Source organism: Rhodococcus sp. PSi06, from assembly GCF_054960675.1.
Genome location: NZ_JBHNYO010000013.1, coordinates 168,588 through 192,075, shown reverse-complemented (window position 1 = coordinate 192,075; position 23,488 = coordinate 168,588). Strand labels below are relative to the sequence as shown.

Annotated in this window: 22 protein-coding genes; 16 read left to right on the top strand and 6 right to left on the bottom strand. The window is 65.2% G+C overall.

Annotation, left to right across the window (positions count from 1 at the left end):
- Positions 1-72: 72 nt before the first annotated feature.
- From dop to prcA, 4 genes are all read left to right on the top strand, one after another.
- Positions 73-1,572, top strand: coding sequence for a depupylase/deamidase Dop (gene dop / locus ACFI9K_RS18050; protein ID WP_462664769.1), 1,500 nt, complete (start codon positions 73-75; stop codon positions 1,570-1,572).
- A 194-nt stretch (positions 1,573-1,766) separates the two neighbouring features.
- Positions 1,767-1,961 (top strand): ubiquitin-like protein Pup, encoded by a 195-nt coding sequence (locus ACFI9K_RS18045; protein ID WP_008716348.1) that lies wholly within the window; start codon positions 1,767-1,769, stop codon positions 1,959-1,961.
- Positions 1,958-2,899, top strand: a complete 942-nt coding sequence (prcB, locus tag ACFI9K_RS18040; RefSeq protein ID WP_462664768.1) for a proteasome subunit beta — start codon at positions 1,958-1,960, stop codon at positions 2,897-2,899. The genes ACFI9K_RS18045 and prcB overlap by 4 nt, the downstream gene beginning before the upstream one ends.
- The gene (gene prcA / locus ACFI9K_RS18035) at positions 2,896-3,681 is read left to right on the top strand and encodes a proteasome subunit alpha (protein ID WP_462664767.1); all 786 of its coding nucleotides are present in this window, start codon (positions 2,896-2,898) and stop codon (positions 3,679-3,681) included. The genes prcB and prcA overlap by 4 nt, the downstream gene beginning before the upstream one ends.
- Positions 3,682-3,718: 37 nt before the next feature.
- Here prcA and ACFI9K_RS18030 read toward each other — a convergent pair whose 3' ends face one another.
- Positions 3,719-5,188: a phosphatase PAP2 family protein gene (locus ACFI9K_RS18030; protein ID WP_462664766.1), complete on the bottom strand. Its 1,470-nt coding sequence runs from the start codon at positions 5,186-5,188 to the stop codon at positions 3,719-3,721.
- A gap of 76 nt (positions 5,189-5,264) precedes the next feature.
- Here ACFI9K_RS18030 and pafA point away from each other — a divergent pair, with 76 nt between their 5' ends.
- From pafA to ACFI9K_RS17995, 7 genes are all read left to right on the top strand, one after another.
- The gene (gene pafA / locus ACFI9K_RS18025) at positions 5,265-6,623 is read left to right on the top strand and encodes a Pup--protein ligase (RefSeq protein WP_170944814.1); all 1,359 of its coding nucleotides are present in this window, start codon (positions 5,265-5,267) and stop codon (positions 6,621-6,623) included.
- A gap of 91 nt (positions 6,624-6,714) precedes the next feature.
- On the top strand, positions 6,715-7,707 hold the full coding sequence (locus ACFI9K_RS18020) for a helix-turn-helix transcriptional regulator (protein ID WP_462664765.1): 993 nt from the start codon (positions 6,715-6,717) through the stop codon (positions 7,705-7,707).
- The gene (locus tag ACFI9K_RS18015) at positions 7,704-8,699 is read left to right on the top strand and encodes a helix-turn-helix transcriptional regulator (protein ID WP_462664764.1); all 996 of its coding nucleotides are present in this window, start codon (positions 7,704-7,706) and stop codon (positions 8,697-8,699) included. Before ACFI9K_RS18020 ends, ACFI9K_RS18015 begins: the two co-directional genes overlap by 4 nt.
- 85 nt (positions 8,700-8,784) lie before the next feature.
- Positions 8,785-9,051, top strand: coding sequence for a Sec-independent protein translocase subunit TatA (tatA, locus tag ACFI9K_RS18010; RefSeq protein WP_032377888.1), 267 nt, complete (start codon positions 8,785-8,787; stop codon positions 9,049-9,051).
- Positions 9,052-9,161: 110 nt separating this feature from the next.
- Positions 9,162-10,133 carry a twin-arginine translocase subunit TatC gene (gene tatC / locus ACFI9K_RS18005; RefSeq protein WP_462664763.1) on the top strand — a complete coding sequence of 324 codons (972 nt, stop codon included), beginning with the start codon at positions 9,162-9,164 and terminating at the stop codon, positions 10,131-10,133.
- A 27-nt stretch (positions 10,134-10,160) separates the two neighbouring features.
- Positions 10,161-12,935, top strand: coding sequence for a DEAD/DEAH box helicase (locus tag ACFI9K_RS18000; protein ID WP_462664762.1), 2,775 nt, complete (start codon positions 10,161-10,163; stop codon positions 12,933-12,935).
- A 99-nt stretch (positions 12,936-13,034) separates the two neighbouring features.
- Entirely contained in the window at positions 13,035-14,150 is a 1,116-nt protein-coding gene (locus tag ACFI9K_RS17995) for a DUF4333 domain-containing protein (RefSeq protein ID WP_462664761.1), read from the top strand.
- 43 nt (positions 14,151-14,193) lie between these two features.
- Here the strand turns inward: ACFI9K_RS17995 and ACFI9K_RS17990 are convergent, their stop codons facing one another.
- The gene (locus tag ACFI9K_RS17990) at positions 14,194-15,171 is read right to left on the bottom strand and encodes a 5'-3' exonuclease (RefSeq protein WP_462664760.1); all 978 of its coding nucleotides are present in this window, start codon (positions 15,169-15,171) and stop codon (positions 14,194-14,196) included.
- A gap of 27 nt (positions 15,172-15,198) precedes the next feature.
- On the opposite strand from ACFI9K_RS17990, the gene ACFI9K_RS17985 reads away from it, so the two are divergent.
- Positions 15,199-16,341: a M24 family metallopeptidase gene (locus ACFI9K_RS17985; protein WP_462664759.1), complete on the top strand. Its 1,143-nt coding sequence runs from the start codon at positions 15,199-15,201 to the stop codon at positions 16,339-16,341.
- Positions 16,338-16,928: a nucleotidyltransferase family protein gene (locus tag ACFI9K_RS17980; RefSeq protein ID WP_462664758.1), complete on the top strand. Its 591-nt coding sequence runs from the start codon at positions 16,338-16,340 to the stop codon at positions 16,926-16,928. The genes ACFI9K_RS17985 and ACFI9K_RS17980 overlap by 4 nt, the downstream gene beginning before the upstream one ends.
- A gap of 19 nt (positions 16,929-16,947) precedes the next feature.
- Here the strand turns inward: ACFI9K_RS17980 and ACFI9K_RS17975 are convergent, their stop codons facing one another.
- Positions 16,948-17,361, bottom strand: a complete 414-nt coding sequence (locus ACFI9K_RS17975; RefSeq protein WP_462664757.1) for a TIGR03618 family F420-dependent PPOX class oxidoreductase — start codon at positions 17,359-17,361, stop codon at positions 16,948-16,950.
- 44 nt (positions 17,362-17,405) lie between these two features.
- Between ACFI9K_RS17975 and ACFI9K_RS17970 the strand changes: the two genes are divergently transcribed.
- Genes ACFI9K_RS17970 through ACFI9K_RS17960 form a run of 3 tightly spaced genes read left to right on the top strand, consistent with a single transcriptional unit; the run spans position 17,406 to position 20,133 of the window.
- On the top strand, positions 17,406-18,164 hold the full coding sequence (locus ACFI9K_RS17970) for an SDR family NAD(P)-dependent oxidoreductase (RefSeq protein ID WP_462664756.1): 759 nt from the start codon (positions 17,406-17,408) through the stop codon (positions 18,162-18,164).
- Positions 18,137-19,393, top strand: coding sequence for a precorrin-6y C5,15-methyltransferase (decarboxylating) subunit CbiE (cbiE, locus tag ACFI9K_RS17965; RefSeq protein WP_462664755.1), 1,257 nt, complete (start codon positions 18,137-18,139; stop codon positions 19,391-19,393). Before ACFI9K_RS17970 ends, cbiE begins: the two co-directional genes overlap by 28 nt.
- The gene (locus ACFI9K_RS17960) at positions 19,372-20,133 is read left to right on the top strand and encodes a cobalt-precorrin-6A reductase (RefSeq protein WP_462664754.1); all 762 of its coding nucleotides are present in this window, start codon (positions 19,372-19,374) and stop codon (positions 20,131-20,133) included. Before cbiE ends, ACFI9K_RS17960 begins: the two co-directional genes overlap by 22 nt.
- Here the strand turns inward: ACFI9K_RS17960 and ACFI9K_RS17955 are convergent.
- From ACFI9K_RS17955 to cobG, 3 genes are read right to left on the bottom strand one after another with little or no spacing between them, the layout of a single operon-like run.
- Positions 20,119-21,609, bottom strand: a complete 1,491-nt coding sequence (locus ACFI9K_RS17955; protein ID WP_462664753.1) for a precorrin-2 C(20)-methyltransferase — start codon at positions 21,607-21,609, stop codon at positions 20,119-20,121. The two genes, ACFI9K_RS17960 and ACFI9K_RS17955, sit on opposite strands and share 15 nt — an antisense overlap.
- The gene (locus ACFI9K_RS17950; protein ID WP_462664752.1) at positions 21,606-22,232 is read right to left on the bottom strand and encodes a precorrin-8X methylmutase; all 627 of its coding nucleotides are present in this window, start codon (positions 22,230-22,232) and stop codon (positions 21,606-21,608) included. Before ACFI9K_RS17950 ends, ACFI9K_RS17955 begins: the two co-directional genes overlap by 4 nt.
- A gap of 54 nt (positions 22,233-22,286) precedes the next feature.
- Positions 22,287-23,417 carry a precorrin-3B synthase gene (gene cobG / locus ACFI9K_RS17945; RefSeq protein WP_462664751.1) on the bottom strand — a complete coding sequence of 377 codons (1,131 nt, stop codon included), beginning with the start codon at positions 23,415-23,417 and terminating at the stop codon, positions 22,287-22,289.
- Positions 23,418-23,488 lie beyond the last annotated feature (71 nt).

The following is a 23,488-nucleotide window of genomic DNA, read 5'->3' as shown; positions in this document are numbered from 1 at the left end:
TGTCGTAGTGGGGGGCCGGCCCGGCCCGGGCCCCCCCCCGTTCCGTCTCTGCCCGCCGTCTAGGCTCGACTCATGCAGCGCATCATCGGTATCGAGGTCGAGTACGGCATTTCATCACCTACCGAACCCACCGCCAATCCGATCCTGACGTCGACGCAGGCCGTGTTGGCCTACGCGGCCGCAGCCGGGGTACCGCGGGCCAAGCGCACGCGCTGGGACTACGAGGTCGAATCGCCCCTGCGCGACGCCCGCGGCTTCGACCTCGGACGCTTCAGCGGCCCGGCACCGGTCATCGATGCCGACGAGATCGGCGCGGCCAACATGATTCTCACCAACGGTGCCCGCCTTTACGTCGACCACGCCCACCCCGAGTACTCGGCTCCGGAAGTCCGTGATCCGTTGGATGCGGTGATCTGGGACAAGGCCGGCGAGCGTGTCATGGAGGCCGCCGCTCGCCACGCTTCCAGCGTGCCCGGGGCCCCGCGTCTGCAGCTGTACAAGAACAACGTCGACGGCAAGGGCGCGTCGTACGGAACGCACGAGAACTATCTGATGTCGCGCGAGACACCGTTCTCGGCCGTCGTCACCGGGCTTTCGCCGTTCTTCGCGTCGAGGCAGGTCATCACCGGCTCCGGTCGAGTCGGCATCGGTCAGTCGGGCGACGAGGCAGGGTTTCAGCTCTCGCAGCGAGCGGACTACATCGAGGTGGAGGTCGGACTCGAGACCACCCTCAAACGCGGCATCATCAACACCCGGGACGAACCGCACGCCGACGCGGACAAGTATCGGCGCCTGCACTGCATCATCGGCGACGCCAACCTCGCCGAGATGTCGACCTATCTCAAGGTCGGCGCCACTGCACTGGTTCTCGACCTCATCGAAGCCGGGGTGGACCTTTCCGACCTCCAGCTCGCTCGACCGGTGACAGCCGTTCACCAGATCAGTCACGATCCGACCCTGCGCAAGGCTGTCGCCCTCGCGGACGGCCGCGAACTGACCGGGCTTGCGCTCCAACGCATCTACCACCAGCGAGCTGCGAAATTCGTCGCTGCCGAGGCGAGCGACGACGCGCGGGCTCTGGACGTGCTCGACAAGTGGGCCATGGTGCTCGATCTCCTCGAACGTGATCCGATGGAATGCGCCCACCTGCTGGACTGGCCCGCGAAGCTCCGTCTTCTCGAAGGTTTCCGCCAGCGCGAGGGACTGGGATGGTCGGCTCCGCGCCTTCATCTGGTGGACCTGCAGTATTCCGATGTTCGCTTGGACAAGGGTCTCTACAACAGACTCGTCGCCCGGGGGTCGATGGATCGCCTGGTGACCGAACAGCAGGTCCTCGACGCTGTCGGCACACCACCGGACGACACCAGGGCGTACTTCCGTGGCGAGTGCCTACGAAAATTCGGTGCCGATATCGCGGCGGCGAGCTGGGACTCGGTCATTTTCGATCTCGGCGGCGACTCGCTGGTACGCATCCCCACTCTCGAGCCACTACGCGGTACCAAATCGCACGTCGGTGCCTTGCTCGAGTCCGTGGACAGTGCGGCGGAACTCGTCGATCAACTCACCAACTGAGTGCTCGATGACGCAGTCCGACTATTCGGTTGTGTCTCGACGACCCACGCGGTCGGTCTGTCGGTAGGGTTGAGGTCCGTGCACTTTCGGCGGAACGTTCGGTTGCACTCGCAAAGGAACATCGGTGCATCCCGGACGAATCGATGAACGTGCAGTACATGTGTTCTCTCGATACACGGAGGAGGTCGGCGACTATGGCACAGGAGCAGACACGGCGCTCTGGCGGCGGCGACGACGATGAGGTCCCAGGCGACACCGGAGCCGGTGGGCAGGAACGGCGCGAAAAGCTCGCCGAGGAGACCGACGACCTCTTGGACGAGATCGACGACGTCCTGGAAGAGAACGCCGAGGACTTCGTTCGCGCCTACGTGCAGAAGGGCGGCCAGTGACGGTGGATCGTTCGGACCCACGGTCGGCCGGTGACGGACTGACGATCCCGTTGGGGTCCAGCAGCTCATCGTTCTCCGACTACCTACGTCAGCACGCCCCCCATCTGTTGCCCGAGAGCGGCCTCGCCGCTGACCTGGCGTCTCGTGGAGCCCACGGTTCCACCGACAAATCCGATATCGCACCGCACGGGACGACGATTGTCGCCCTGACCTATGCGGGTGGGGTACTCATCGCGGGTGACCGGCGCGCCACGCAAGGCAATCTGATCGCCAACCGTGACATGCAGAAGGTGTATGTCACGGACGAGTACTCCGCGGCAGGCATTGCCGGAACCGCAGGCATCGCGATCGAGCTCGTGCGGCTCTTCGCCGTCGAACTCGAACATTACGAGAAAATCGAAGGCGTCCCGCTGACCTTCAACGGTAAGGCCAACAAGTTGTCGTCGATGGTGCGCAGCAACCTCGGTGCCGCGATGCAAGGGCTGGCTGCTGTGCCGTTGTTGGTCGGGTTCGACATCGACATCTCGGACCCGGACCGCGCCGGACGCATCGTGTCCTACGACGTGGTCGGCGGGCGATACGAGGAGCGATCGGGCTACCACGCCGTGGGGTCCGGATCGCTGTTCGCGAAGTCGGCACTCAAGAAGCTCTATCGCCCCGGCATGACCGAGGACGACGCTCTTCGCGCGGCCGTCGAATCGCTGTACGACGCCGCCGACGACGACTCCGCCACCGGCGGGCCGGACGTCACCCGAGGGATCTACCCGACGGCGGTGGCGATCACGAGTATGGGCGCGGACGACGTTGCCCACGACCGCGTGTCGGCGGCAGCGCGTGCGGTTCTCGCCGAGCGGACCGAGAGCGCCGCGCACACCGGCGGTGCCGAGCACGCCACCCGGTCCGGTCAGCACGCCAGCGAAGGGGGCAGCGCATCATGACGATGCCGTACTACGCATCTGCCGAGCAGATCATGCGCGATCGTTCGGAGTTGGCGCGCAAGGGAATCGGCCGCGGCCGAAGCGTCATCGTACTGACGTACGCGGACGGCGTGCTCTTCGTTGCCGAGAACCGCTCGACCGCGTTGCACAAGGTGAGCGAACTCTACGACCGGATCGGTTTCGCCGCGGTAGGTAAGTACAACGAGTTCGAGAACCTGCGGAAGGCCGGCATCCAGCACGCCGACATCAAGGGGTACACCTACGACCGGCGCGACGTGACCGGCAGGTCGCTCGCCAAGACCTACGCGCAGGCGCTCGGCACGATTTTCACGGAACAGCTCAAGCCGTACGAGGTGGAGATCTGTGTCGCGGAGGTGTCGCATCAGGACGAGGCGATCGCAACGCAGCTCTACCGCATCACCTACGACGGGTCCATCGTCGACGAACAGGATTTCGTCGTCATGGGTGGAACAACCGAGCCGATCGTCGCCGCGCTGAAGGACACGTACCGTTCCGGCCTGGCTCTAGCCGATGCGGTGCGGGTCGCGGTGGACGCCCTCACTGCGGGCCCGGCGGTACCGCCCGCTGCGGGCGGTGAACCCGAGAAGAAGGTTCTCGAAGTTTCGGCGCTCGAAGTTGCAGTGTTGGACCAGGGTCGTCCCCGACGTGCGTTCCGACGCATCGCCGGAGCAGCATTGGAGGAGATGTTGCCGGCGCCGGCAACAGCGGCGGAATCCAATGCCGACACCGTCGACGGTGTGCCCGAGGCGGGACCGTCGTAGCGACGTCGTCGAATCACGTCACAGGCGGCCTCGAGCTCTACCTCTTTCGGTAGAGCGCGAGGCCGTTCTTGTCGCTGGTGAACTCGAACCACGAGCCGTCGCCGACCACTTCGCCGTCGGCTGCGAGCGCCACCGGGGCACCCTCCACCTCTACCGTCAGTTCTGTCACCGCTCGGCGAACGTAGGACGGTGAGGACCCGAGCGTGCCTGTGATCGTTGCCCAGAGCAGTCGGGTTCTCGAGGCCTTCGGCTCCGAGGGAAGAAACCGAACATCCAGGGTTCCAGTGTGAATGCTGCTGCGCGACATCGGAACTTGATCCGCCGGAACGTAATTGCCGTTGCCGACGAACAACATCCACACCGAGTGCCTGGTGCCGTCGAGTCCGATGTTCAGTGGCTCCGCGGCTGCCAACACCCGAGCCATCGCCACCGCTGCGGCCGGCCACTTACCGATTCGGCCCTGCAGCTTCTGACGCAATCGCACCGAGTCCGGATAGCCGCCGAACGTTGCGGTGTTGACGAACGACACCGTACGGCCGTCGATCGACACCTCGGCGATGTCGACCAGTTCGGCGGTGCCGGCCTCGACCGCTGCGGCTGTGTCGGCAACGGCGGTCAGGCCGGTGTCTCTGGCGAAATGATTGAGCGTGCCTCCGGGGAATGCCGCGAGCGGCACACCGTTGCGCTTCGCCGATGCGGCCACGCTGACCACAGTTCCGTCTCCGCCGCAGACACCGAGTGCGCGCGGGGAAGTATCCCGGATTCGTCGTTCGAGTTGCTCGTTGAAATCCAGTTCCGGATCCGGGACGAACAGGTCTGCGTCGGGAAGCGCTCGGCGAATCGCGTCGGGGACCGCGTCGGAACCGTCGCCGGACCCAGGATTGACGAGTACGAGCAACCCACGTCCGCCCTCGAGCGGTACGACGTCGACAGGTGAGCCGAGATCGGCGGGCGTTTCCGAACGCACGGCCCACCATCGACGGGTGGACAACGCGATGGCCGCGCCGAGGGCGGCGCCTGCGATGACGTCGGTGGGCCAGTGCACACCGACGTGGACCCGCGAGTAGCACACCGCCGCAGCGACGGGTGCCAGAGTGATTCCCGCCCACGGAGACTCGATGGCAACGGCCGTGACGAACGCCGCGGCAGAGGCCGAGTGACCGGAGGGGAAGGACGAGGACACCGGCGGAGCCAGTACCTGACGCAGCACAGGAACGGACTCGGACCCGGGACGAGTCCGCGGGAACAGTGGTTTGAGCAGACCGTTCGCAACAGAACTGGCACCCGCGAGCGCCACGAGTCCCCGTACGCCGCCGCGTCGAGCCGGGCCACCGGCGGCCACGAGAAGCGCAGCCGCACCGAGCCACAGACGACCGTGATCGGCGGCGTTGCTCAGGGTGCGCAGGGCACCGTCTGCTCTGCTCTGCCGCAGTGCAGCACTTCGCTCCACCAGGGACAGATCCCACGCGTGCACGGCAGTCGAAACAGAAGTACGCCCCGGTGTCATGACACCCAGCCTAAGCACGTGCGCTTTCGGCGCGCTCCGACACATCGAATCGAAGGTTGCGTTGTAGTGTCGAAGTGTGCAGCGACGAATTATGGGCATCGAGACAGAGTTCGGTGTCACGTGTACTTTCCATGGACATCGACGCCTCAGTCCGGACGAAGTGGCTCGCTACCTGTTCCGCCGGGTGGTCTCGTGGGGTCGTAGCTCGAATGTGTTCCTTCGCAACGGTGCCCGCCTGTACCTCGATGTGGGCTCGCACCCCGAGTACGCGACGGCCGAGTGCGACAGCTTGCTACAGCTGGTCACCCATGACCGCGCGGGTGAGCGTGTCCTGGAGGACCTGCTGATCGACGCCGAGCAGCGCCTGGCGGAGGAGGGCATCGGCGGCGATATCTACCTGTTCAAGAACAACACCGACTCCGCCGGCAACTCGTACGGCTGCCACGAGAACTTTCTGGTCCAGCGGGCGGGGGAGTTCTCCCGCATCTCGGACGTTCTGCTGCCGTTCCTGGTCACGCGTCAATTGATCTGCGGCGCAGGCAAGGTGCTGCAGACGCCGAAAGCGGCCACGTTCTGTCTGTCGCAGCGCGCCGAGCACATCTGGGAGGGTGTCTCCTCGGCCACCACTCGGTCGCGGCCGATCATCAACACCCGCGACGAGCCCCATGCCGACGCCGAGAAGTACCGCCGGTTGCACGTGATCGTGGGCGATTCCAACATGGCCGAGACCTCGACGATGCTCAAGGTCGGGACGGCGGCACTGGTCCTGGAGATGATCGAAGCCGGCGTGTCTTTCCGAGACTTCGCATTGGACAATCCCATTCGCGCCATTCGCGAGGTCAGTCACGACCTCACCGGTCGACGCCCGGTCCGGCTCGCCGGGGGACGGCAGGCCAGCGCCCTCGACATCCAGCGTGAGTACTACGCCCGGGCCGTCGAGCATCTCAAGACGCGTGAGCCGAACACGCAGGTGGAACAGGTCGTCGACCTCTGGGGTCGGACCCTCGACGCCATCGAGACACAGGACTTCGCGAAGGTCGACACCGAGATCGACTGGGTCATCAAGCGCAAGCTGTTCCAGCGCTACCAGGATCGGTACTCGATGGAGCTCTCCGATCCCAAGATCGCTCAACTGGACCTGGCCTACCACGACATCAAGCGCGGGCGAGGAGTGTTCGACCTGCTCCAACGCAAGGGCTTGGCCAAGCGAGTCACCGAGGACGAGCAGATCGACGAGGCGGTCGATCTGCCGCCGCAGACGACCCGCGCCAAACTGCGAGGTGAATTCATCACCGCCGCACAGGAGGCGGGCCGCGACTTCACCGTCGACTGGGTGCACCTCAAGCTCAACGATCAAGCGCAGCGAACAGTGTTGTGCAAGGACCCGTTCCGTTCGGTGGACGAGCGAGTGGAACGGCTGATCGCGTCGATGTAGCCCGACGGCTCCGGAAACTCGGGTCGCCACCGCGCGGGCAACTCGGGTCGCTACCGCTTCGGCACTCGCAGAGCAACTAGGCTCGACAGTCGTGGCCACCACCAAAGTCGAACGCCTGATGAATCTGGTCATCTGTCTGCTGTCGACACGTCAGTTCCTCACCGCGGAGTGGATCCGCGACAGCGTTGCCGGATACGACGATTCTTCCAGCCACGAAGCATTCAGCCGAATGTTCGAGCGGGACAAGAACGAACTTCGCGATCTCGGTGTCCCCCTGGAAACCGGAGCGGCAACCCGGTTCGGCGGCGTCGAGGGTTACCGCATCAACCGCGATGCGTACGAGCTTCCCGACATCGACCTCACCAGCGAGGAGTCTGCCGCCGTCGCTGTCGCCGTCAAGCTGTGGGAATCGCCCGAGCTCACCTCGGCTGCGCAGAGCGCGCTGCTCAAACTGCGCGCAGCGGGTATTCAGGTGGACCAGAACGAGTCTGCGGCTGCAGTGACCGCAGTTCCCGCACGAACCCGGGGTTCCGAGCCTGCACTCGGCGCACTGCTGGCCGCCATCGACGAAGGTAAGTCGGTGCGGTTCGAGCACCGACCGTCGTTGACCGAGCCGTACACCACCCGAACTGTTCAACCCTGGGGTGTGGTGACGTTCCGCGGCCGGTGGTATCTGGTGGGACACGACGTGGACCGCGACGACACGCGGACGTTCCGACTGTCCCGGATAGGCGACGAGGTCGCGGCCTTCGGCGCACCACAGAGTGTCCGCAAGCCCGACGGTATCGATCTGCAGGACATCGTTCGCCGGGTCGCGGGAACGTCTTCGGTTTCTGGCACAGCGCGAGTGTGGCTGCAGGACGGCCGGGCACTGGAACTTCGCCGTATGGGCACGATCGTGGCCACCCGAACCCTGGGCACCCGAAGCGGGACGGTGGTGGAGGTACCGGTGCGGTCCTGGGATTGGATCTCCAGGCTGATCGCAGGCCATGGGGCAGACGCGGTGGTACTAGAACCCGCAGAATTGCGAGCAGATGTGATCTCTACCCTCCGGACGGCCGCCGACACGGAGAACGAGCGATGAGCGCCCGCCTGTCGGTCCGGTTGGCCAGGCTTCTGAACATGGTGCCGTTCTTCATGGCCAATCCGGGGCTGAGCGCCGAGGAAGCCGCGCGCGAGCTGGGTGTGTCGACGACAACGCTGATGGCAGATCTCAACCAACTGTGGATGTGCGGCCTACCCGGCTACGGCCCGGGCGACCTCATCGATCTCTCCTTCTCCGAGGAGAGCATCGACGTGACGTTCTCCGCTGGGATCGATCGCCCTCTACGCCTTACCTCGACCGAGGCGACGGCCCTGTTGGTCGCGCTTCGATCGCTGACGTCGATGCCGGGCATGGTCGATCCGTCGGCTGCGCAACGTGCCATCGCAAAGATCGAAACCGCAGCAGGTTCGGCAGCCGCCAACGTGCCGCTCTCGTCCGATCACGACGGTGTCGGCATGGAAGAGGGGCCGGTGTCGAGCACCGTCCGGTCCGCTCTGCGCAACCGGCATGCTCTGGACCTCACGTACTACTCGGCGTCGCGAGACGTCGTCACCGAGCGGACCGTCGACCCCATCAGGACCGTCGTCGTCGACGACCACAGTTACCTGCAGGCATGGTGCAGGGGAGCCGAGGGAGTTCGGCTCTTCCGGTTCGATCGCATCGATTCTGCCGTCGAACGTGAGGAGCCGTCCGCACCACCGGAATCGGTGCAGGACGAGGACGCTTTCGAGATCTTCAACGACGACCCGTCGCTGTCGCAGGCGCGACTGAAAGTGTCGCCCGCGTACACCTGGATTCTGGACTATTACCCGATGACCCAGGTCGCAGCGGATTCCGACGGGTCCGTCGAGGTGACAATGCGCTTCGCAACGTTGCAGTGGATGACGCGTCTGACACTCGGGTTCGGCGGTGGTGTCACGGTACTTGCACCTGAATCCTTGGTGAACTCCGTCCGCGAACGTGCACGTTCTGCGCTGGATGTGTACTCCGAGCTGGACACGACCAGCGCTGACAGCACTCCGTCGACATGAACGTCAGGCAAACCGGTACTCGCCGCTGCTGAAGGAGTCTGCCCTTGTCGGGTACGCTCGATTCATCTGATCTCAGGAGGTTCACATGGGATTCACCAGTCCCTGGCACTGGGCGATCGTTGCGGTGGTCGTCATCATTCTGTTCGGTTCCAAGAAGCTGCCCGACGCTGCTCGTGGACTCGGTCGCTCGTTGCGCATCTTCAAGAGCGAGGTGAAGGAAATGCAGAACGACGGCAAATCCGACACCGACACCACGACGGCACAGCAGCCGGCCGCGCCCGCTCAGCTGCCTCCGCCTGCGCCTGTTGCCCCGACGAACGTCGACGCACAGCACGACGCGAAGTCTGCCTGAGCGCAGACCGCTCAGCACACCTTCGGTGCCACGTGGGCACCGAAGGTTCACTGCTGTCGGTGACGGCCCGGTGCCGTCGGCCGACCGAAGAAGGCTGACCGTAGAACACCATGCGCATTCCGTTCGATCCGCGGCGTAGCAAGCGCCGAGTCAATCCCGACGGCACGATGTCGTTGGTCGATCATCTGTACGAGCTGCGGACCCGGCTCCTGTGGTCACTTTTCGCTATCGCCGTCACCACGGCATTCGGGTTCTTCTGGTACTCGCACACGATATTCGGCGTCGAGAGCCTGGGCGATCTGCTCCGAGGCCCGTACTGCACCCTCGACCCGAGCCTGCGAGCGGACCTGAGCAACGACGATCAGTGCCGTCTACTCGCCACCGGCCCGTTCGACCAGTTCCTGCTGCGCTTCAAGGTGGCCTTCACCGCGGGCGTCGTTCTGGCCTGTCCCATTTGGCTGTACCAGATCTGGGCGTTCATCACCCCCGGCCTGTATTCCAACGAACGCCGTTATGCCGTTTCCTTCGTCACCGCCGCCGCGGCACTGTTCGTGACCGGAGCGGTTCTGGCGTACTTCGTCGTCGCCAAGGGCTTGCATTTCTTGCTGTCGATCGGTGACAACGTACAGATCACGGCGTTGAGCGGCGATCAGTACTTCGGTTTTCTGATCAATCTTCTGATCATCTTCGGTGTCAGCTTCGAGATCCCGTTGCTCGTCGTCGGGTTGAACTTCGTCGGCGTTCTCACCTACGAGCGACTCAAGGCGTGGCGTCGCGGCCTGATCTTCGGTCTGTTCGTCTTCGCCGCCATCGCGACACCCGGCCAGGACCCGTTCTCGATGTTGGCACTGGCGTTGGCGTTGACGGTCCTCTTCGAGATGGCAGTGCAGATTGCGCGAATTCACGACAAGCGTAAGTTGCGCAAGAGAAGAGACGAATGGGGTGATGTGTCAGATGACGAAGCAACACGTATCGAAGGCGCAAGTACGATCGAGTCCCCACATGCTGTCGCTCCGACACCGCCGCCCAGCGGATTCGGTGCAGCAACCCGCACCCAGTCGGAGTACGACGACACCATCTGACCTCGGCTCTCGCGTGGGGATCAGCGCATGACGGAGACCACGGTGGACGTCCAGCAGAGTCCGAAACCCACTGAGCTGCAATTGTTCTCGGCGGAACTCGGTTTCCCGCTCGACAGGTTCCAGGTCGACGCATGCACCGCGTTGGAGAACGGCCACGGCGTTCTGGTCTGCGCCCCCACGGGTGCGGGCAAGACGGTGATCGGTGAGTTCGCCGTCCACCTGGCCCTGGCAGCGGGGCGAAAGTGCTTCTACACCACACCGATCAAAGCACTGAGCAATCAGAAGTTCGCCGAGCTGACTGCACGGTACGGCCGTGACACGGTCGGTCTGCTCACCGGAGATTCGTCGATCAACCCCGATGCCCCCATCGTCATCATGACTACGGAGGTTCTGCGAAACATGCTCTACGCATCGTCCGACGCATTGCGCGGACTGTCGCACGTCGTCATGGACGAGGTGCACTACCTGGCCGATCGCTTCCGCGGTGCGGTGTGGGAAGAGGTCATCCTGCACCTGTCCGACGACGTACGCCTGGTGAGCCTGTCTGCCACCGTCAGCAATGCCGAGGAGTTCGGCGCGTGGATGAGCACGGTTCGCGGTGACACCACTGTCGTGGTGGACGAGAACCGGCCGGTGCCGCTGTCGCAGCACATCATGGTGGGCCGGCGACTGTTCGATCTGTTCGATACCCGCGCGCAGTCGCCCGACGGCAGCCAGAAGGTCGTGGTCGATCGCGAACTCGTCCGGCATGTCAAACAGCGCCAGTCGCTGGACTCGATGGACCGCTGGCATGCTCCGCACAGCCGAGGCCGCGGCGGTCGAGGGGGCGGCGGAGGACGCGGTGGTGGTCAGGGCAGTGGAGCCGCCAATCGGCCGCTGTCTCGGCCCGATGTGATCGCCAAACTCGACGAAGAGGGTTTGCTGCCCGCGATCACGTTCATCTTCAGCCGCGCCGGGTGCGACGGTGCCCTCACCCAGTGCATGCGATCGCGGCTGGTGTTGACGACGCCCGAACAGGCCGAGGAGATCCGGTACATCGTCGAGAAGCACACCTCGGAACTTCCGCGCGAGGACTTGGAAGTTCTCGGCTTCTGGGAGTGGCGCGATGCACTCGAGCGAGGCTTTGCCGCTCACCACGCCGGGATGCTGCCGGTCTTTCGGCACACCGTGGAAGAACTGTTCGTCAAGGGCCTGGTCAGGGCAGTGTTCGCCACCGAGACGCTGGCGCTCGGCATCAACATGCCCGCCCGAACGGTCGTGCTGGAGAAGCTGGTCAAGTTCAACGGCGAGACGCACGCCGAGTTGACCCCGGGGGAGTACACCCAGTTGACCGGCAGAGCCGGGCGACGCGGAATCGACGTGGAAGGCCATGCCGTCGTGCTGTGGCAGCCGGGCACCGAGCCGACCGAAGTCGCGGGGCTGGCATCGACCCGTACCTTTCCGCTGCGCAGTTCGTTCGCGCCGGCGTACAACATGTCGATCAACCTGATCGAGCAGTTCGGTGCAGCCGACTCGCGTCTGCTGCTCGAGCGATCCTTCGCACAGTTCCAGGCCGACCGCTCCGTGGTCGGCATGGTCCGAGGCATCGAGAAGAACAAGCAGACGCTGGAGGCTCTCGCGGCCCGCCTCGGCGGACCGGACGGTGACTACTTCGAGTACGCGCGGTTGCGGGAACGACTCAAAGATCGCGAGAAGACCCTCGAACGCCAGGGCCGCTCCGACCGACGAGACAAGGCTGTCGATTCACTGCGTGCCCTGCGCCGCGGCGATGTGATCTCGGTGCCGACCGGTCGCCGCAGCGGCCTCGCCGTCGTCCTGGAGCCGGACGACGATCGGGCCGATCCGCGTCCGCTGGTACTGACCGAGGACAAATGGGCGGGCCGACTCTCCGCAGCGGACTTTCCCTCGCCGGCAACAGCACTGGGAACGATGCGGCTACCGAGGTTCGTCGATCATCGCACCGCGAAGACGCGGCGCGATCTGGCGGCAGCATTGGTCACCCGCGGAATATCGCAGCCGTCGGACCGTATCCGACGGAAATCGACAGCAGCGGACGACAAGGAGCTCGCCACCCTCCGACGAGCCATTCGATCGCATCCGGTGCACGCCCGACCCGATCGTGACGAACTCGGCCGTACCGGTGAGCGCTACAACCGGCTCGCGCGCGAGACCGAAACGATGCGTCAGAAAGTATCGGCCACGACGAACTCTCTGGCTCGCACGTTCGACCGCATCCTGGCGCTACTCGCCGACCGCGGGTACGTGAGTGCAGGTAAGGATCCGAAGGTGACCGACGACGGTGCCAGGTTGAGCCGAATCTATTCCGAGTCCGACCTGCTCGTGGCGGAATGCCTCCGGGGCGGTCTGTGGCAAGGCCTGTCGCCGGCCGAATTGGCAGCAGTCGTCTCCGCGGTCGTCTACGAGTCCAGGTCGGAGGGTGACATCACCCCGCACGGCCCCACGGGTCCGATCCGACACGCACTCACCGAGACCGTCCGGGTGTGGCACGAGCTACGAGCGGACGAGGTTCGGCACAAACTACCGCCCACGAGAGAACCCGACATGGGATTCGTGAAGGCCATCTACAAGTGGGCGTCCGATCACTCGTTGGTCGACGCCCTCGTCACGGCCGGTGACAACGGCAAAGCGCTCTCGGGTGGAGACTTCGTACGATGGTGTCGACAGGTCATCGACCTGCTCGATCAGGTTCGACTCGCGGCCCCGGAGCCGGAACTGTCTCGAACGGCGGCGCGAGCCGTCGCAGCCCTGCGCCGCGGAGTGGTGGCCGTCGATGCCGCATAGTGACGAAGAACCGAATCGGACTACCGGGTCGGTACGGCGCAGAGTCACAGGGTCGGGCTACTGTACCCCCGACGAATCCGAAATTTCAGTGGAGGCGAGATGAGCGGCCCATACGGTCCGACCGACCCCGACAACAATTGGTCGCGCACACCCGACCAAGAGAACGGGGCCGGACAAGACACGCCGAAGGGCAACCCTGGTTCCGCAGGCTCCACTCCGGGCAACCCTGGTCATTCCGCAGGCTCCACTCCGGGCAACCCTGGTCATTCCGCAGGCTCCACTCCGGGCAACCCTGGTCATTCCGCAGGCTCCACTCCGGGCAACCCTGGTCATTCCGCAGGCTCCACTCCCGCACCCGACGCGCAGGCCCCGACACCATCCGCGTGGGGCCAGTACGGGCAGCCGCCCGCAACGCCCACCACTCCGTACGGAGAGTCCGCGCCAGGCGCATACGGCCAATCCCCACAACCGCCCAGTGGTCAGTACCCGCAGGGTCAGTACCCACAGGGTGGCTATCCCCAGGGCCAGTACCCACAGGGCGGCTACCCCCAGGGCCAGTACCCACAGGGCGGCTACCCCCAGGGCCAGTACCCACAGGGCGGCTACCCCCAAGGCCAGAATCCACAGGGCCAGAGTCCACAGGGCCCTGGCGGTCAGAACCCCACCGCGCAGTACCCGGCCGGTCAACAGTACGGCGCACCCTATCCCGGAACAGGCACTCCGCCGTCGGGTGATGCGGCATATCAGAACCCTTATGCGCCACAGCAATTCGCCGGTGGTCAATACGGTCAGGGTCAGTACGGTGCCGATCCGTACGGGCAGCAGCCCCAGCAACCGTGGAACCCGAACCAGCAGTATCCGAACCAGCAGGTACCCGGTCAGCAGGGCCCCCGACCGGCCGGATCACAGTCCAAGAAGCCGCTGATCATCGCGGGTGTCGTCATTGCGGTGGTCGCCGTGATCGCGGTGATCGCGTTTTTCGCCTTCGGCCGCTCCACCACGTTGGACACCGCAGCCGCCCAGGAGGGCGTCCGTAAGGTCGTCACCGAGTCCTACGGTGCCTCGGATGTTTCCGGGGTCTCGTGCCCCCAGAACATCGAAGTCAAGGCCGACACCAGTGTCGATTGCACCCTGACGGTCGACGGAGCGTTCAAGAAGGTGACGTTGACGTTCCTGGACGACGACGCCAATTACGAGGTCTCGCTACCCAAGTAGTCACCTTGGGTTACTGGAGCGGAGCCTGCGGTGCGATGCTTTGTCACTCTCTGGACGCCGTGGCCGCCATCGCAGCGACGAGGCGGGCCACGGCGTTTTCCACTCCGAGGGTCTCGGCAAGGTTGTTCAGTGCGTCGGGGTCAACGGGTTCGGCCGGAATGTCGTCCGACTTGGACAGCACGACGTCGGCGTCGGTGACCACTCGTACGACGGGAAGGGCCGCATCGAGGTAGTCGCTCGCGTTGGCCAGCTTGGCCCGGATTCCCTTGGCCATGTCCGACGACGGATCGAGTGCCGCGTCACGCAGCGCCGTGACCGACTCGTACTGGAGCATCAAGGTCGAGGCCGTCTTCTCCCCGATACCCTTCACTCCGGGCAGTCCGTCCGAGGCGTCGCCTCTGAGCAGAGCGAGCTCGGCGTAGGCCGCGCCTGCGCGGTGCAGAGGAACTCCGTAGCGTTCGGAAACCAGTGCGGGGTCGAACAATTCGGCCTTGGCCAACCCGCGCCCCACGTACAGCACGCGAACCTCGTTCGGCTCGTCTGCCGCGACCTGCAACAAGTCCCGGTCACCGCTGACCACCACCACCGGGTCCTGTCGCTCACGCGCAGCCAAGGTGCCCAGCACGTCGTCTGCCTCGAGCCCCTCCGCGCCTGCTGTCGCAATCCCCAGCGCGGCGAGGACATCCATGATCATGTCGACCTGCGGAGTCAACGTCTCGGGAACTTCCTCGCTCTCGGCGGCCTCGGGAGCAGCCTCGGCCACGCGGTGTGCCTTGTAGGACGGCACGAGGTCCACTCGAAACTGCGGCCGCCAGTCCAGATCGAGGCACACGGCCAATCGACCGGGTTCTGTGCGCGTGATCAACGCCGAGATCATGTCGAGGAAGCCCCGCACGGCATTGACGGGTCGGCCGTCGGGTGCCGTAATCGACTCGGGCAGTGCGTAGTAAGCCCTGAACCACAGGCTCGCACCGTCGAGGAGCAGCAGCGGCGACTTTCCGGGAGCGGTCATGGGGCTCATCTTGCCGCACGGCGTTAGCCTGAAGGCATGAGTGTCGATACTTCGGTCAATTCCTCCCGCTTCTCCAGCGATGTGTACGCGTCGCGGCTCGCGCGAGCTGCCCGGCTGACGTCGGATGCGGGCCTGGACGCTCTGCTCATCACCCCGGGCCCGGATCTGCAGTACCTGCTCGGTTCCAAGGCCAGTTCGTTCGAGCGTCTCATCGCCTTGGTCGTTCCGGCGGACGGCAGCATCCCCAGCGTCATCGTTCCTCGGCTCGAACTCGCCGCTCTCGGCGATTCCGCAGCGGAGGATCTGTCTCTGACACTCGTCGACTGGGTGGACGGAGTCGATCCGTACGCCTTGGTGGCAGCAGCAGTTCCGGCCGGGTCGAAGACGGCTGTCGCCGACGCGATGCCGGCACTCCACTTCGTGCCCCTGGCCGATGTGTTCGGCACGGTTCCGGTGCTGGCCACAGATGTGCTCCGCGAACTTCGAATGGTCAAGGACGAGGCCGAGATCGACGCGCTGCGGCGAGCCGGCTACGCCATCGATCGAGTGCACGCCCGTATGGGTGAATGGCTGCGAGTGGGCAGAACCGAAGCGGAGATCGCCGCAGACATCGCCGCCGCCATCGTCGAAGAGGGGCACACCGCACCCGAATTCATCATCGTCGGGTCCGGCCCACACGGTGCCGATCCACACCACGAGGTGTCCGATCGCGTCGTGGAGGCGGGCGACATCGTCGTGATCGACATCGGCGGGCCCGTTGCACCGGGATACAACTCCGATTCGACCCGTACCTACAGTCTCGGCGAGCCGACAGCGGAGATCGCCGAGCAGTACGCGATCCTCGAGCGGGCGCAGCAGGCCGCTGTCGACGCGGTGGTGCCGGGCGTCACGGCACAGTCCATCGATGCCGCTGCCCGCGACGTGCTGGTGGACGCCGGATTGGGCGAGGCGTTCCTGCACCGCACCGGTCACGGGATCGGCCTGTCGGTGCACGAGGAGCCGTACATCGTGGCAGGTAACGACATCACTCTGACCGAGGGGATGGCGTTCAGCATCGAGCCGGGCATCTACTTCCGTGGACAGTGGGGTGCGCGTATCGAAGACATCGTGGTCGTCACCGCGAGCGGGTGTGAATCGGTCAATCTCCGCCCCCACGGTCTGTCCGTGCTGCCGGTGTGACGGACGCGCGCGAGGCCGAGTTCGTATCGGTCGTCCGGTCCAATCCTGCAGTGGCCGAGATACTTCGACGTGCGCCGCAACTCGGGCTTCCCGGGTGGTACCTGACGGCGGGCGGCCTTTTCCAGACTGTCTGGAACCACCTCGCCGATCGGGACCCACAGGCGGGCATTCGTGATTACGACTTCTTCTACTTCGACGACTCCGATGTGTCCTACGACGCCGAGAACGAGGTGATCGAGGCAGCGGGTGCGATGTTCGCCGACCTCGGGGTGGACGTCGAAGTGCGCAACGAAGCACGAGTACACCTGTGGTACGAAGAGCACTTCGGCAGTCGAATCGAACCGTTCCACAGCACCGAGGACGCGATCGATCATTTCGTGTCCACCACGTGCTGTTTCGGAATGACCACCGACGCAGACGGTGGAGATGTCGTCTATGCGCCACACGGATTCGAGGATCTGTTCGCGGGAATCGTGCGGCCCAATCCGCGCGTGCCGATGCAGCACGTGTACGAGGCCAAAGCCGCCCGCTGGACGAAGGAATGGCCGGACTTGACCGTCCTACCCTGGCCGGCGGAGCACGCCTGACGCGGGAGCCGGCGGCACGCTAGCGGTCGAGCAGCGAGCGACTACCCAGCACCCGCTGCACCTGGATCTCGATGACCACCCGGGTGGGATTTTCCCTCGGAACGCGATAGCGCTGGGCGTAGCGGTTCTCGGCGTCGACGACGGAATCTCGGTCGCTGCGGACCGAGGCAGGTCCTTCCATCGTCAGCCAGCGGGCACCGTCGATCTGACTCACGGCGGCGTAGGCTCCGCGGCCGGCGTTGATCGCCTTCTGTGACACGTCGTTGGTGATGACCCGCGCAATCCGAGCATCGGCGTCGTACGTGAAGCCGACGGCAACGACGTGCGGCGTTCCGTCCGGTCGTAGCGTCGTCAGAGTGGCGAGATGTCGCTCGGTGAGAAATTCGAGCGCGTCGTCGGTGAGAGCAGTCGCGTCAGCGGGGGTTGCGGCCATAACCCGACTGTAGTGAACGGGGGTCGATCGACCAGACTGATCGCGTGAGCAGACGAGCAGAACCCGCACCCGGAACACTGTTGCTGCTGGGTGGACGAAGCGAGATCGGACTCGAGGTCGCCACCCGCCTGGCACGGGGGCGAACCGTCGTATTGGCCGCGAGACGCAGCAACGACCTGGCAGTAGAACGAGTCCGGCTGGAGCAGGCAGGCGCGAGCGCCGTGCACAGCATCGAGTTCGACGCGAATGCGATGGACACTCATGCCGAGCTTCTGAATCAGGTGGCCGAGCAGCACGGTCCGCTCGGGATCGTGGTGCTGGCCTTCGGAATCCTCGGAGACCAGGCCCGCGCCGAGAATGACGCCCGGCATGCCCTCGACGTCATCACCACGGACTTCCTGGCTCAGGTATCGATTCTGACCCACGCTTCGACGCGTCTGCGAGCACAGGGGAGCGGCGACCTGATCGTGTTCTCGTCGGTCGCGGGTGTACGGGTGCGCCGCGCCAACTACGTCTACGGGTCCGCGAAGGCCGGGCTCGACGGGTTCGCCAGCGGCTTGAGCGATTCGCTGCACGGCACCGGAGTGCACCTGTTGCTCGCCCGTCCCGGGTTTGTCATCGGTTCCATGACCGAGGGAATGGACCCGGCACCGATGTCGAGTACACCCGATCAGGTCGCAGACGGCGTCGTGGCTGCACTGCACAAGCGGCGGAACAGCGTGTGGATTCCCGGTGTTCTACGCCCGGTCTTCTTCGGCATGCGCCTACTGCCGCAATGGCTGTGGCGCAGGATGCCGCGCTGATGACGATACCGACGCCCCGGCCGATCGTCGTCGTCGGAATCGGCGCGGACGGCTGGGACGGGCTACCTGCGACCTCTCGCTCGGCCATCGAGAAGGCCGATGTGGTGTTCGGTTCCGTCCGCCAGATCGCAAGCGTCCGGTCGCATTGCACCGAGAGCAGGACGTGGCCGAGCCCGTTGCTACCGAATCTGCGGTCGACGCTCGACGCGTACGAGGCGGCGAACGTCTGTGTTCTGGCCAGCGGAGATCCGATGTTCCACGGCATCGGGGTGACGTTGGCGCGAGAAATCGGAGCCGACCGACTACGTGTATTCCCGGCGCCGTCTTCCGCGTCGTTGGCGTGCGCGCGACTGGGCTGGGCACTGCACGACACACCGACGGTGTCTCTGGTGAACACGCCTATCGAGACACTGTTGCCGGACCTGGCCGACGGTCGTCGGGTGATGGTGCTGAGCCGGGGGAGCAGTACGCCGGGTGAGGTGGCGGCACTGTTGTCCCGCAACGGGTTCGGAGACAGCACTGTGACGGTGCTCGAGCAACTCGGCGGGCCGGCCGAACGCGTCGTCCGCGGTCGAGCTCGAGACTCGACCTTCGAGGGCCTCGACCCGCTCAATGTCATTGCGCTCGAGTGCGTGCGGGACCCCGCTACACCCCGTTTCACTCGCGTCCCCGGCCTGGCCGATTGCGCATACACCGGTGACGGCCAGATGACCAAGCAGGAAATCCGAGCGCTGACTTTGAGCGCATTGGCACCAGCACCCGGAGAACTCTTGTGGGACATCGGAGGCGGGTCGGGAACCATCGCGATCGAATGGATGCGCAGCGACAGTTCCTGCCGCGCCGTGACGTTCGAGAGCTCTCGGACCCGTCGTGAGCAGATCGAGCGCAACGCACTACTACTGGGAGTTCCGGGACTCGTCGTGCACGACGCCGCACCCGAGAACTTCGGAGGCGTCTCGGCCGCGAACGCGGTGCCCGACGCGGTGTTCATCGGCGGGGGACTGACCGGTGCAGACATGCTCGGTGCGTGCTGGAACGCGGTGCGTACAGGGGGCCGTGTGGTCGCCAATTCGGTGACCGCAGAATCGGATTCGTTACTGCTGACCGCAGCGGCGACGTACGGCGGAGAGCTCCGCAGATTCCAGGTCTATCGCGGTGAGCCGTTGGGCGCGTTCACGACGTGGAGGCCCCAGTTGCCGGTCACGCAATGGAGTGCGATCAAGCGGTGAAGGTCTTGATTCTCGGCGGCACCGCGGAGGCGCGCGCACTCGCGACGGCACTGAATCGGGTGCAGGGTGTCGACACCGTCACCTCATTGGCCGGGAGGGTCGCGCAGCCGGTACTACCCGTCGGACAGACCCGGATCGGTGGGTTCGGAGGGCGCGATGCCCTTGCGGCGTGGCTCCGTGACAACGCGATCGACGTAGTAGTGGATGCGACGCACCCCTTCGCGTCCACGATCGGAGCGAACGCCGAGCATGCCACCGATGCCACGGGAGTCGCACTGCTGATACTGACGCGTCCGCCGTGGACCGAGGAGGAGGGCGATCGGTGGACCGTGGTTGCCTCGCTACCCGACGCGGCGGCGGCGATCACGCCGGGCAGTCGGGTGTTTCTCACGACAGGCAGGCAGGGCGTTCACCATTTTGCGCGTGTCGATCACTCGTGGTTTCTGGTCAGAGCGATCGATCCTCCGACCGAACCGGTGCCACCGCGCATGCGCCTACTGCTCGACCGCGGTCCTTTCGACCTCGATCACGAATCGAACGTGCTCGCAGACAATCGAATCGACCTGTTGATCACCAAGAACAGCGGCGGCATCATGACGCGGGCCAAACTCGACGCGGCGAGAGCAGCATCGATCCCGGTCCTCATGGTCGCCCGTCCCGCGGCACCGACTTCGGCACCGACCGTGTACGACGTGGATGCCGCAGTGGACTGGTTGACGGAGCGGTTACGCGTCTGCTGACGGGTAACGCCGGGAGGTGAACACTTTCGAACCACTTCCTGTCTCGACCACTGTGGTCATCGACGATCCGATGATGAGCAGGCACCGCATGTCGATCGACTTGGGGTCGAGTTCGCCGAGCGTGACGGTGCGCACCGATTCTTGCGCGCTACCCACCGCACGTCCGATCACCACCGGTGTGTGCGGTGAACGATGCTCGAGCAGTAGATCTTTCATGGCTGCAACTTGCCAGGTTCTCGACGTGGAGGCCGGGTTGTAGATCGCGATCGCCATGTCGGCTCCAGCGACCGCCGAGAGCCGTGCGGCCACGATGTCCCACGGCTTGAGTCGGTCGGAGAGCGAGATCACGGCGTAGTCGTGGCCGAGGGGGGCTCCCACTCGGCTCGCAACCGCGTTCGCAGCGGTCATTCCCGGCACCACTCGGACCGGGACCGAACTCCACTGTTGTTCGGCCGCAACCTCGATGACCGCCGTCGCCATCGCGAAGACCCCCGGATCACCCGAGGACACCACAGCGACCCGCCGTCCCTGTTTGGCGAGGTCGAGGGCGAATGCGGCACGTTCGGACTCGACCTTGTTGTCGCTGGCATGTCGAATTTGGCCGGGACGCTGAGGAACCCGATCGATGTAGGTGACATAGCCGACGAGATCGGTCGCGGCGGCCAGTTCGGCTCGCACCTCGTCCGTCGTCCAGGCGTCATCACCTGGACCGAGACCGACGACGACCACTTCGCCCGTGCTGGTGGGCGTCTCGGCTCGGTTGGACGGGCTCGGCACCACGATCATAGAGAAGTACGGGACGTCGTCCGCGTCGGCCGCAGCGAGGACGCGTTGCTCGGGTGTACTGGCCCGCTCGACGTATCGCGCTTCGTCGAGCCTGCCCGATCGTTCGAGCGCGTCGAGTACCGCCGGGTAGGTTCGCCCGAGTTTCATGATGACCGCCGCGTCGGTACCGCGTAGTCGGCGTGCGAGTTCGCCGGTGGGCAGTGTTCCAGGCAGGACAGTGAGCACTTCGTCGCGCTCCACCAATGGAGTTGCCATGGCCGCCGACGCAGCACTGACCGAGGTCACTCCAGGAACCACCTCGACTTCGAACCGGTGTGCCAGGCGTTTGTGCATGTGCATGTACGAGCTGTAGAACAGCGGATCGCCCTCGGCCAGAAGCGCTACCGATCGGCCGGCGTCGAGGTGTGCGGCGAGCCGTGCCGCAGCGGACTCGTAGAACTCGTCGATCGCCCCCTGATACCCACCGGGGTGAGATGTCGTCTCGGTGGTCACCGGATACACAAGGTGCTCCTCGAGTTGACCGTCATGCATGTACCCGGCGGCGAGAGCGCGTGAGATGCTGCGGCCGTGCCGAGCGCTGTGGAACGCAACGACATCGGCAGCGCCGATCACCCGAGCTGCTTTGACGGTCAACAGCTCTGGGTCACCCGGGCCGACGCCGACTCCCCATAATTTACCGGAGGTGCTCATTCCTGTTCGCTCGCAATGGCATTGACCGCAGCAACGGTGATGGGACTGCCACCCCGCCGGCCTCGAACGACCAGATATTCCACGCCGAGGTCGGCGGCGATCAGATCTTCCTTAGACTCCGCGGCACCGATGAATCCGACCGGGCCGCCGACGATGGCTGCCGGTTTCGGGGCGCCGGCCGCGAGCATCTCCATCAGGTGGAACAGGGCGGTCGGAGCGTTTCCGATGGCGACGACAGCGCCGCCGAGCTTGTCGCCCCACAATTCCAGCGCAGCAGCGGTTCTCGTGGTTCCCATATGTCGAGCCAGATCCGGTACCCGCGGATCGGACAGGGTGCACAGCACCTCGTTGTCGGCCGGAAGACGGCGACGAGTGATGCCGGCGGCAACCATGTTGGCGTCGCACAGCACCGGCGCCCCTGCACGCAGTGCGGTACGAGCGGAATCGACCACGTCGGGCGTGAATCCGATGGTCTCGGTCAGGTCGATCTCGCCGACCGCGTGAATCATACGCACGACGACCTGGGCGACATCCGGCGCGAACCGAGACAGATCTGCTTCGGCTCGAATGGTTGCGAAAGACTGGCGGTAGATCTCCGCGCCGTCGCGGATGTAGTCGTGCATGCGTGTCACGATAGGGGAGAGGGACCCCTCGGCCGGAAGCCGGTCTCCGGGTGCTCAGGACACCTGGTAGCCGATTCCGGTGGCGATCACATCGGTGACCTCACCTTTCGGTCGCCCACAACGGCGCTCGCACCCGGACCAGTGTTGCCGTTCGTCACGCGGAGTCATCCGGGCGTCGACTGCCGCCGCGAGATCGGAGCGGACGTCGGCCAACGACTTCGCGCAGCCCGGCGATCCGGTACAGGCGCTCACCCTGATCCACGGTGAATCCGCATCGAAGATCAGGCCCATCGGTGCCAATACCCGAACAACTTGCTCGGCGGGCTCCTCGTCGAGATCGCACACGATCAACGACCGCCATGGAGTCACGATCACCGGTCGGTCGATGGCGGCGAGGAACTCGGCCAACCGTGCGCCGAGGACGCCGTTGGCGAGTCCTGCGGCCAGCGCCACCAGCCCGTCGGTCTGCTCGAGCCAGCCGATCGGTGGTACCTCGACAGGTGCCGGCAGCGGCACTGTCGTGCCTGCGGAGAGCCCGAGCAGGTCGATGATGCGGGCAACACCGTTGTCGACTTCGGCCAACCGCCACTGCGATTCGCGCAGTTCGACGAAGGCACCCGCGCAGTTCAGCAGGGTCGGCACCACACTGTCCCGATCCACTCGAACGCCACTGTCTCGGCCCGCGAGCAGCAGCGCGTACGACCCGTCGGGCTGGGCGTAGGCACCGAAATCCGGTTCGAGTCCACACATGTCGCCGCGCCCGTCGTCGAGAGCGAACAGCGTTCGCCCCGGCAGGTCTACCAGGTCGCGGCGCGCGCGGAGTCCTTCGTCGAGCTCGACGACGAGCGCACGTACATCGGTGAGACCCCCGACCCGTCCCGACAACGGAGAAGCGAGAATGTTCCGTACCCGCTCGTGTGTGGCGGACGGTAGCAACCCGGCGTCGGCCAACCTGCTCGCCAAGGCGACCGGGTCCGAGACCGCGCGGAGCTGGACGTTGCCCCGGGAGGTCAGCTCCACCGTTCCGTCGCCCAGTTCCGCTGCAGCCCGTGCCAGGACCTGCATCTGATTCGGCAACACAACGCCGCCCGGCAGCCTTATCCGCGCGAGCGGACCGTCCGCTGCGAGGTGCGTCGTCAGCGCTCCCGGGCAGCCGTCGGGCACCGATCTGTCGGGCGATTTCATGTTCACCAGGCTACAAGTGCGACGGATGGACCGATGTGGCGTGCGCACCGGTAGCATTCGGTGTCACGGCT

Coding starts and splice junctions, on each gene's coding strand:
- prcA (WP_462664767.1), top strand. CDS start 2,896: ATGACGATGCCGTACTACGCATCTGCCGAGCAGATCATGCGCGATCGT.
- ACFI9K_RS17955 (WP_462664753.1), bottom strand. CDS start 21,609: ATGAGCACCTCCGGTAAATTATGGGGAGTCGGCGTCGGCCCGGGTGAC.
- ACFI9K_RS17995 (WP_462664761.1), top strand. CDS start 13,035: ATGAGCGGCCCATACGGTCCGACCGACCCCGACAACAATTGGTCGCGC.
- ACFI9K_RS17990 (WP_462664760.1), bottom strand. CDS start 15,171: ATGAGCCCCATGACCGCTCCCGGAAAGTCGCCGCTGCTGCTCCTCGAC.
- ACFI9K_RS18015 (WP_462664764.1), top strand. CDS start 7,704: ATGAGCGCCCGCCTGTCGGTCCGGTTGGCCAGGCTTCTGAACATGGTG.
- dop (WP_462664769.1), top strand. CDS start 73: ATGCAGCGCATCATCGGTATCGAGGTCGAGTACGGCATTTCATCACCT.
- ACFI9K_RS17985 (WP_462664759.1), top strand. CDS start 15,199: ATGAGTGTCGATACTTCGGTCAATTCCTCCCGCTTCTCCAGCGATGTG.
- ACFI9K_RS17975 (WP_462664757.1), bottom strand. CDS start 17,361: ATGGCCGCAACCCCCGCTGACGCGACTGCTCTCACCGACGACGCGCTC.
- cbiE (WP_462664755.1), top strand. CDS start 18,137: ATGGCTGTGGCGCAGGATGCCGCGCTGATGACGATACCGACGCCCCGG.
- ACFI9K_RS17960 (WP_462664754.1), top strand. CDS start 19,372: ATGGAGTGCGATCAAGCGGTGAAGGTCTTGATTCTCGGCGGCACCGCG.
- cobG (WP_462664751.1), bottom strand. CDS start 23,417: ATGAAATCGCCCGACAGATCGGTGCCCGACGGCTGCCCGGGAGCGCTG.
- ACFI9K_RS18045 (WP_008716348.1), top strand. CDS start 1,767: ATGGCACAGGAGCAGACACGGCGCTCTGGCGGCGGCGACGACGATGAG.
- ACFI9K_RS18000 (WP_462664762.1), top strand. CDS start 10,161: ATGACGGAGACCACGGTGGACGTCCAGCAGAGTCCGAAACCCACTGAG.
- tatC (WP_462664763.1), top strand. CDS start 9,162: ATGCGCATTCCGTTCGATCCGCGGCGTAGCAAGCGCCGAGTCAATCCC.
- tatA (WP_032377888.1), top strand. CDS start 8,785: ATGGGATTCACCAGTCCCTGGCACTGGGCGATCGTTGCGGTGGTCGTC.
- ACFI9K_RS17950 (WP_462664752.1), bottom strand. CDS start 22,232: ATGCACGACTACATCCGCGACGGCGCGGAGATCTACCGCCAGTCTTTC.
- ACFI9K_RS18030 (WP_462664766.1), bottom strand. CDS start 5,188: ATGACACCGGGGCGTACTTCTGTTTCGACTGCCGTGCACGCGTGGGAT.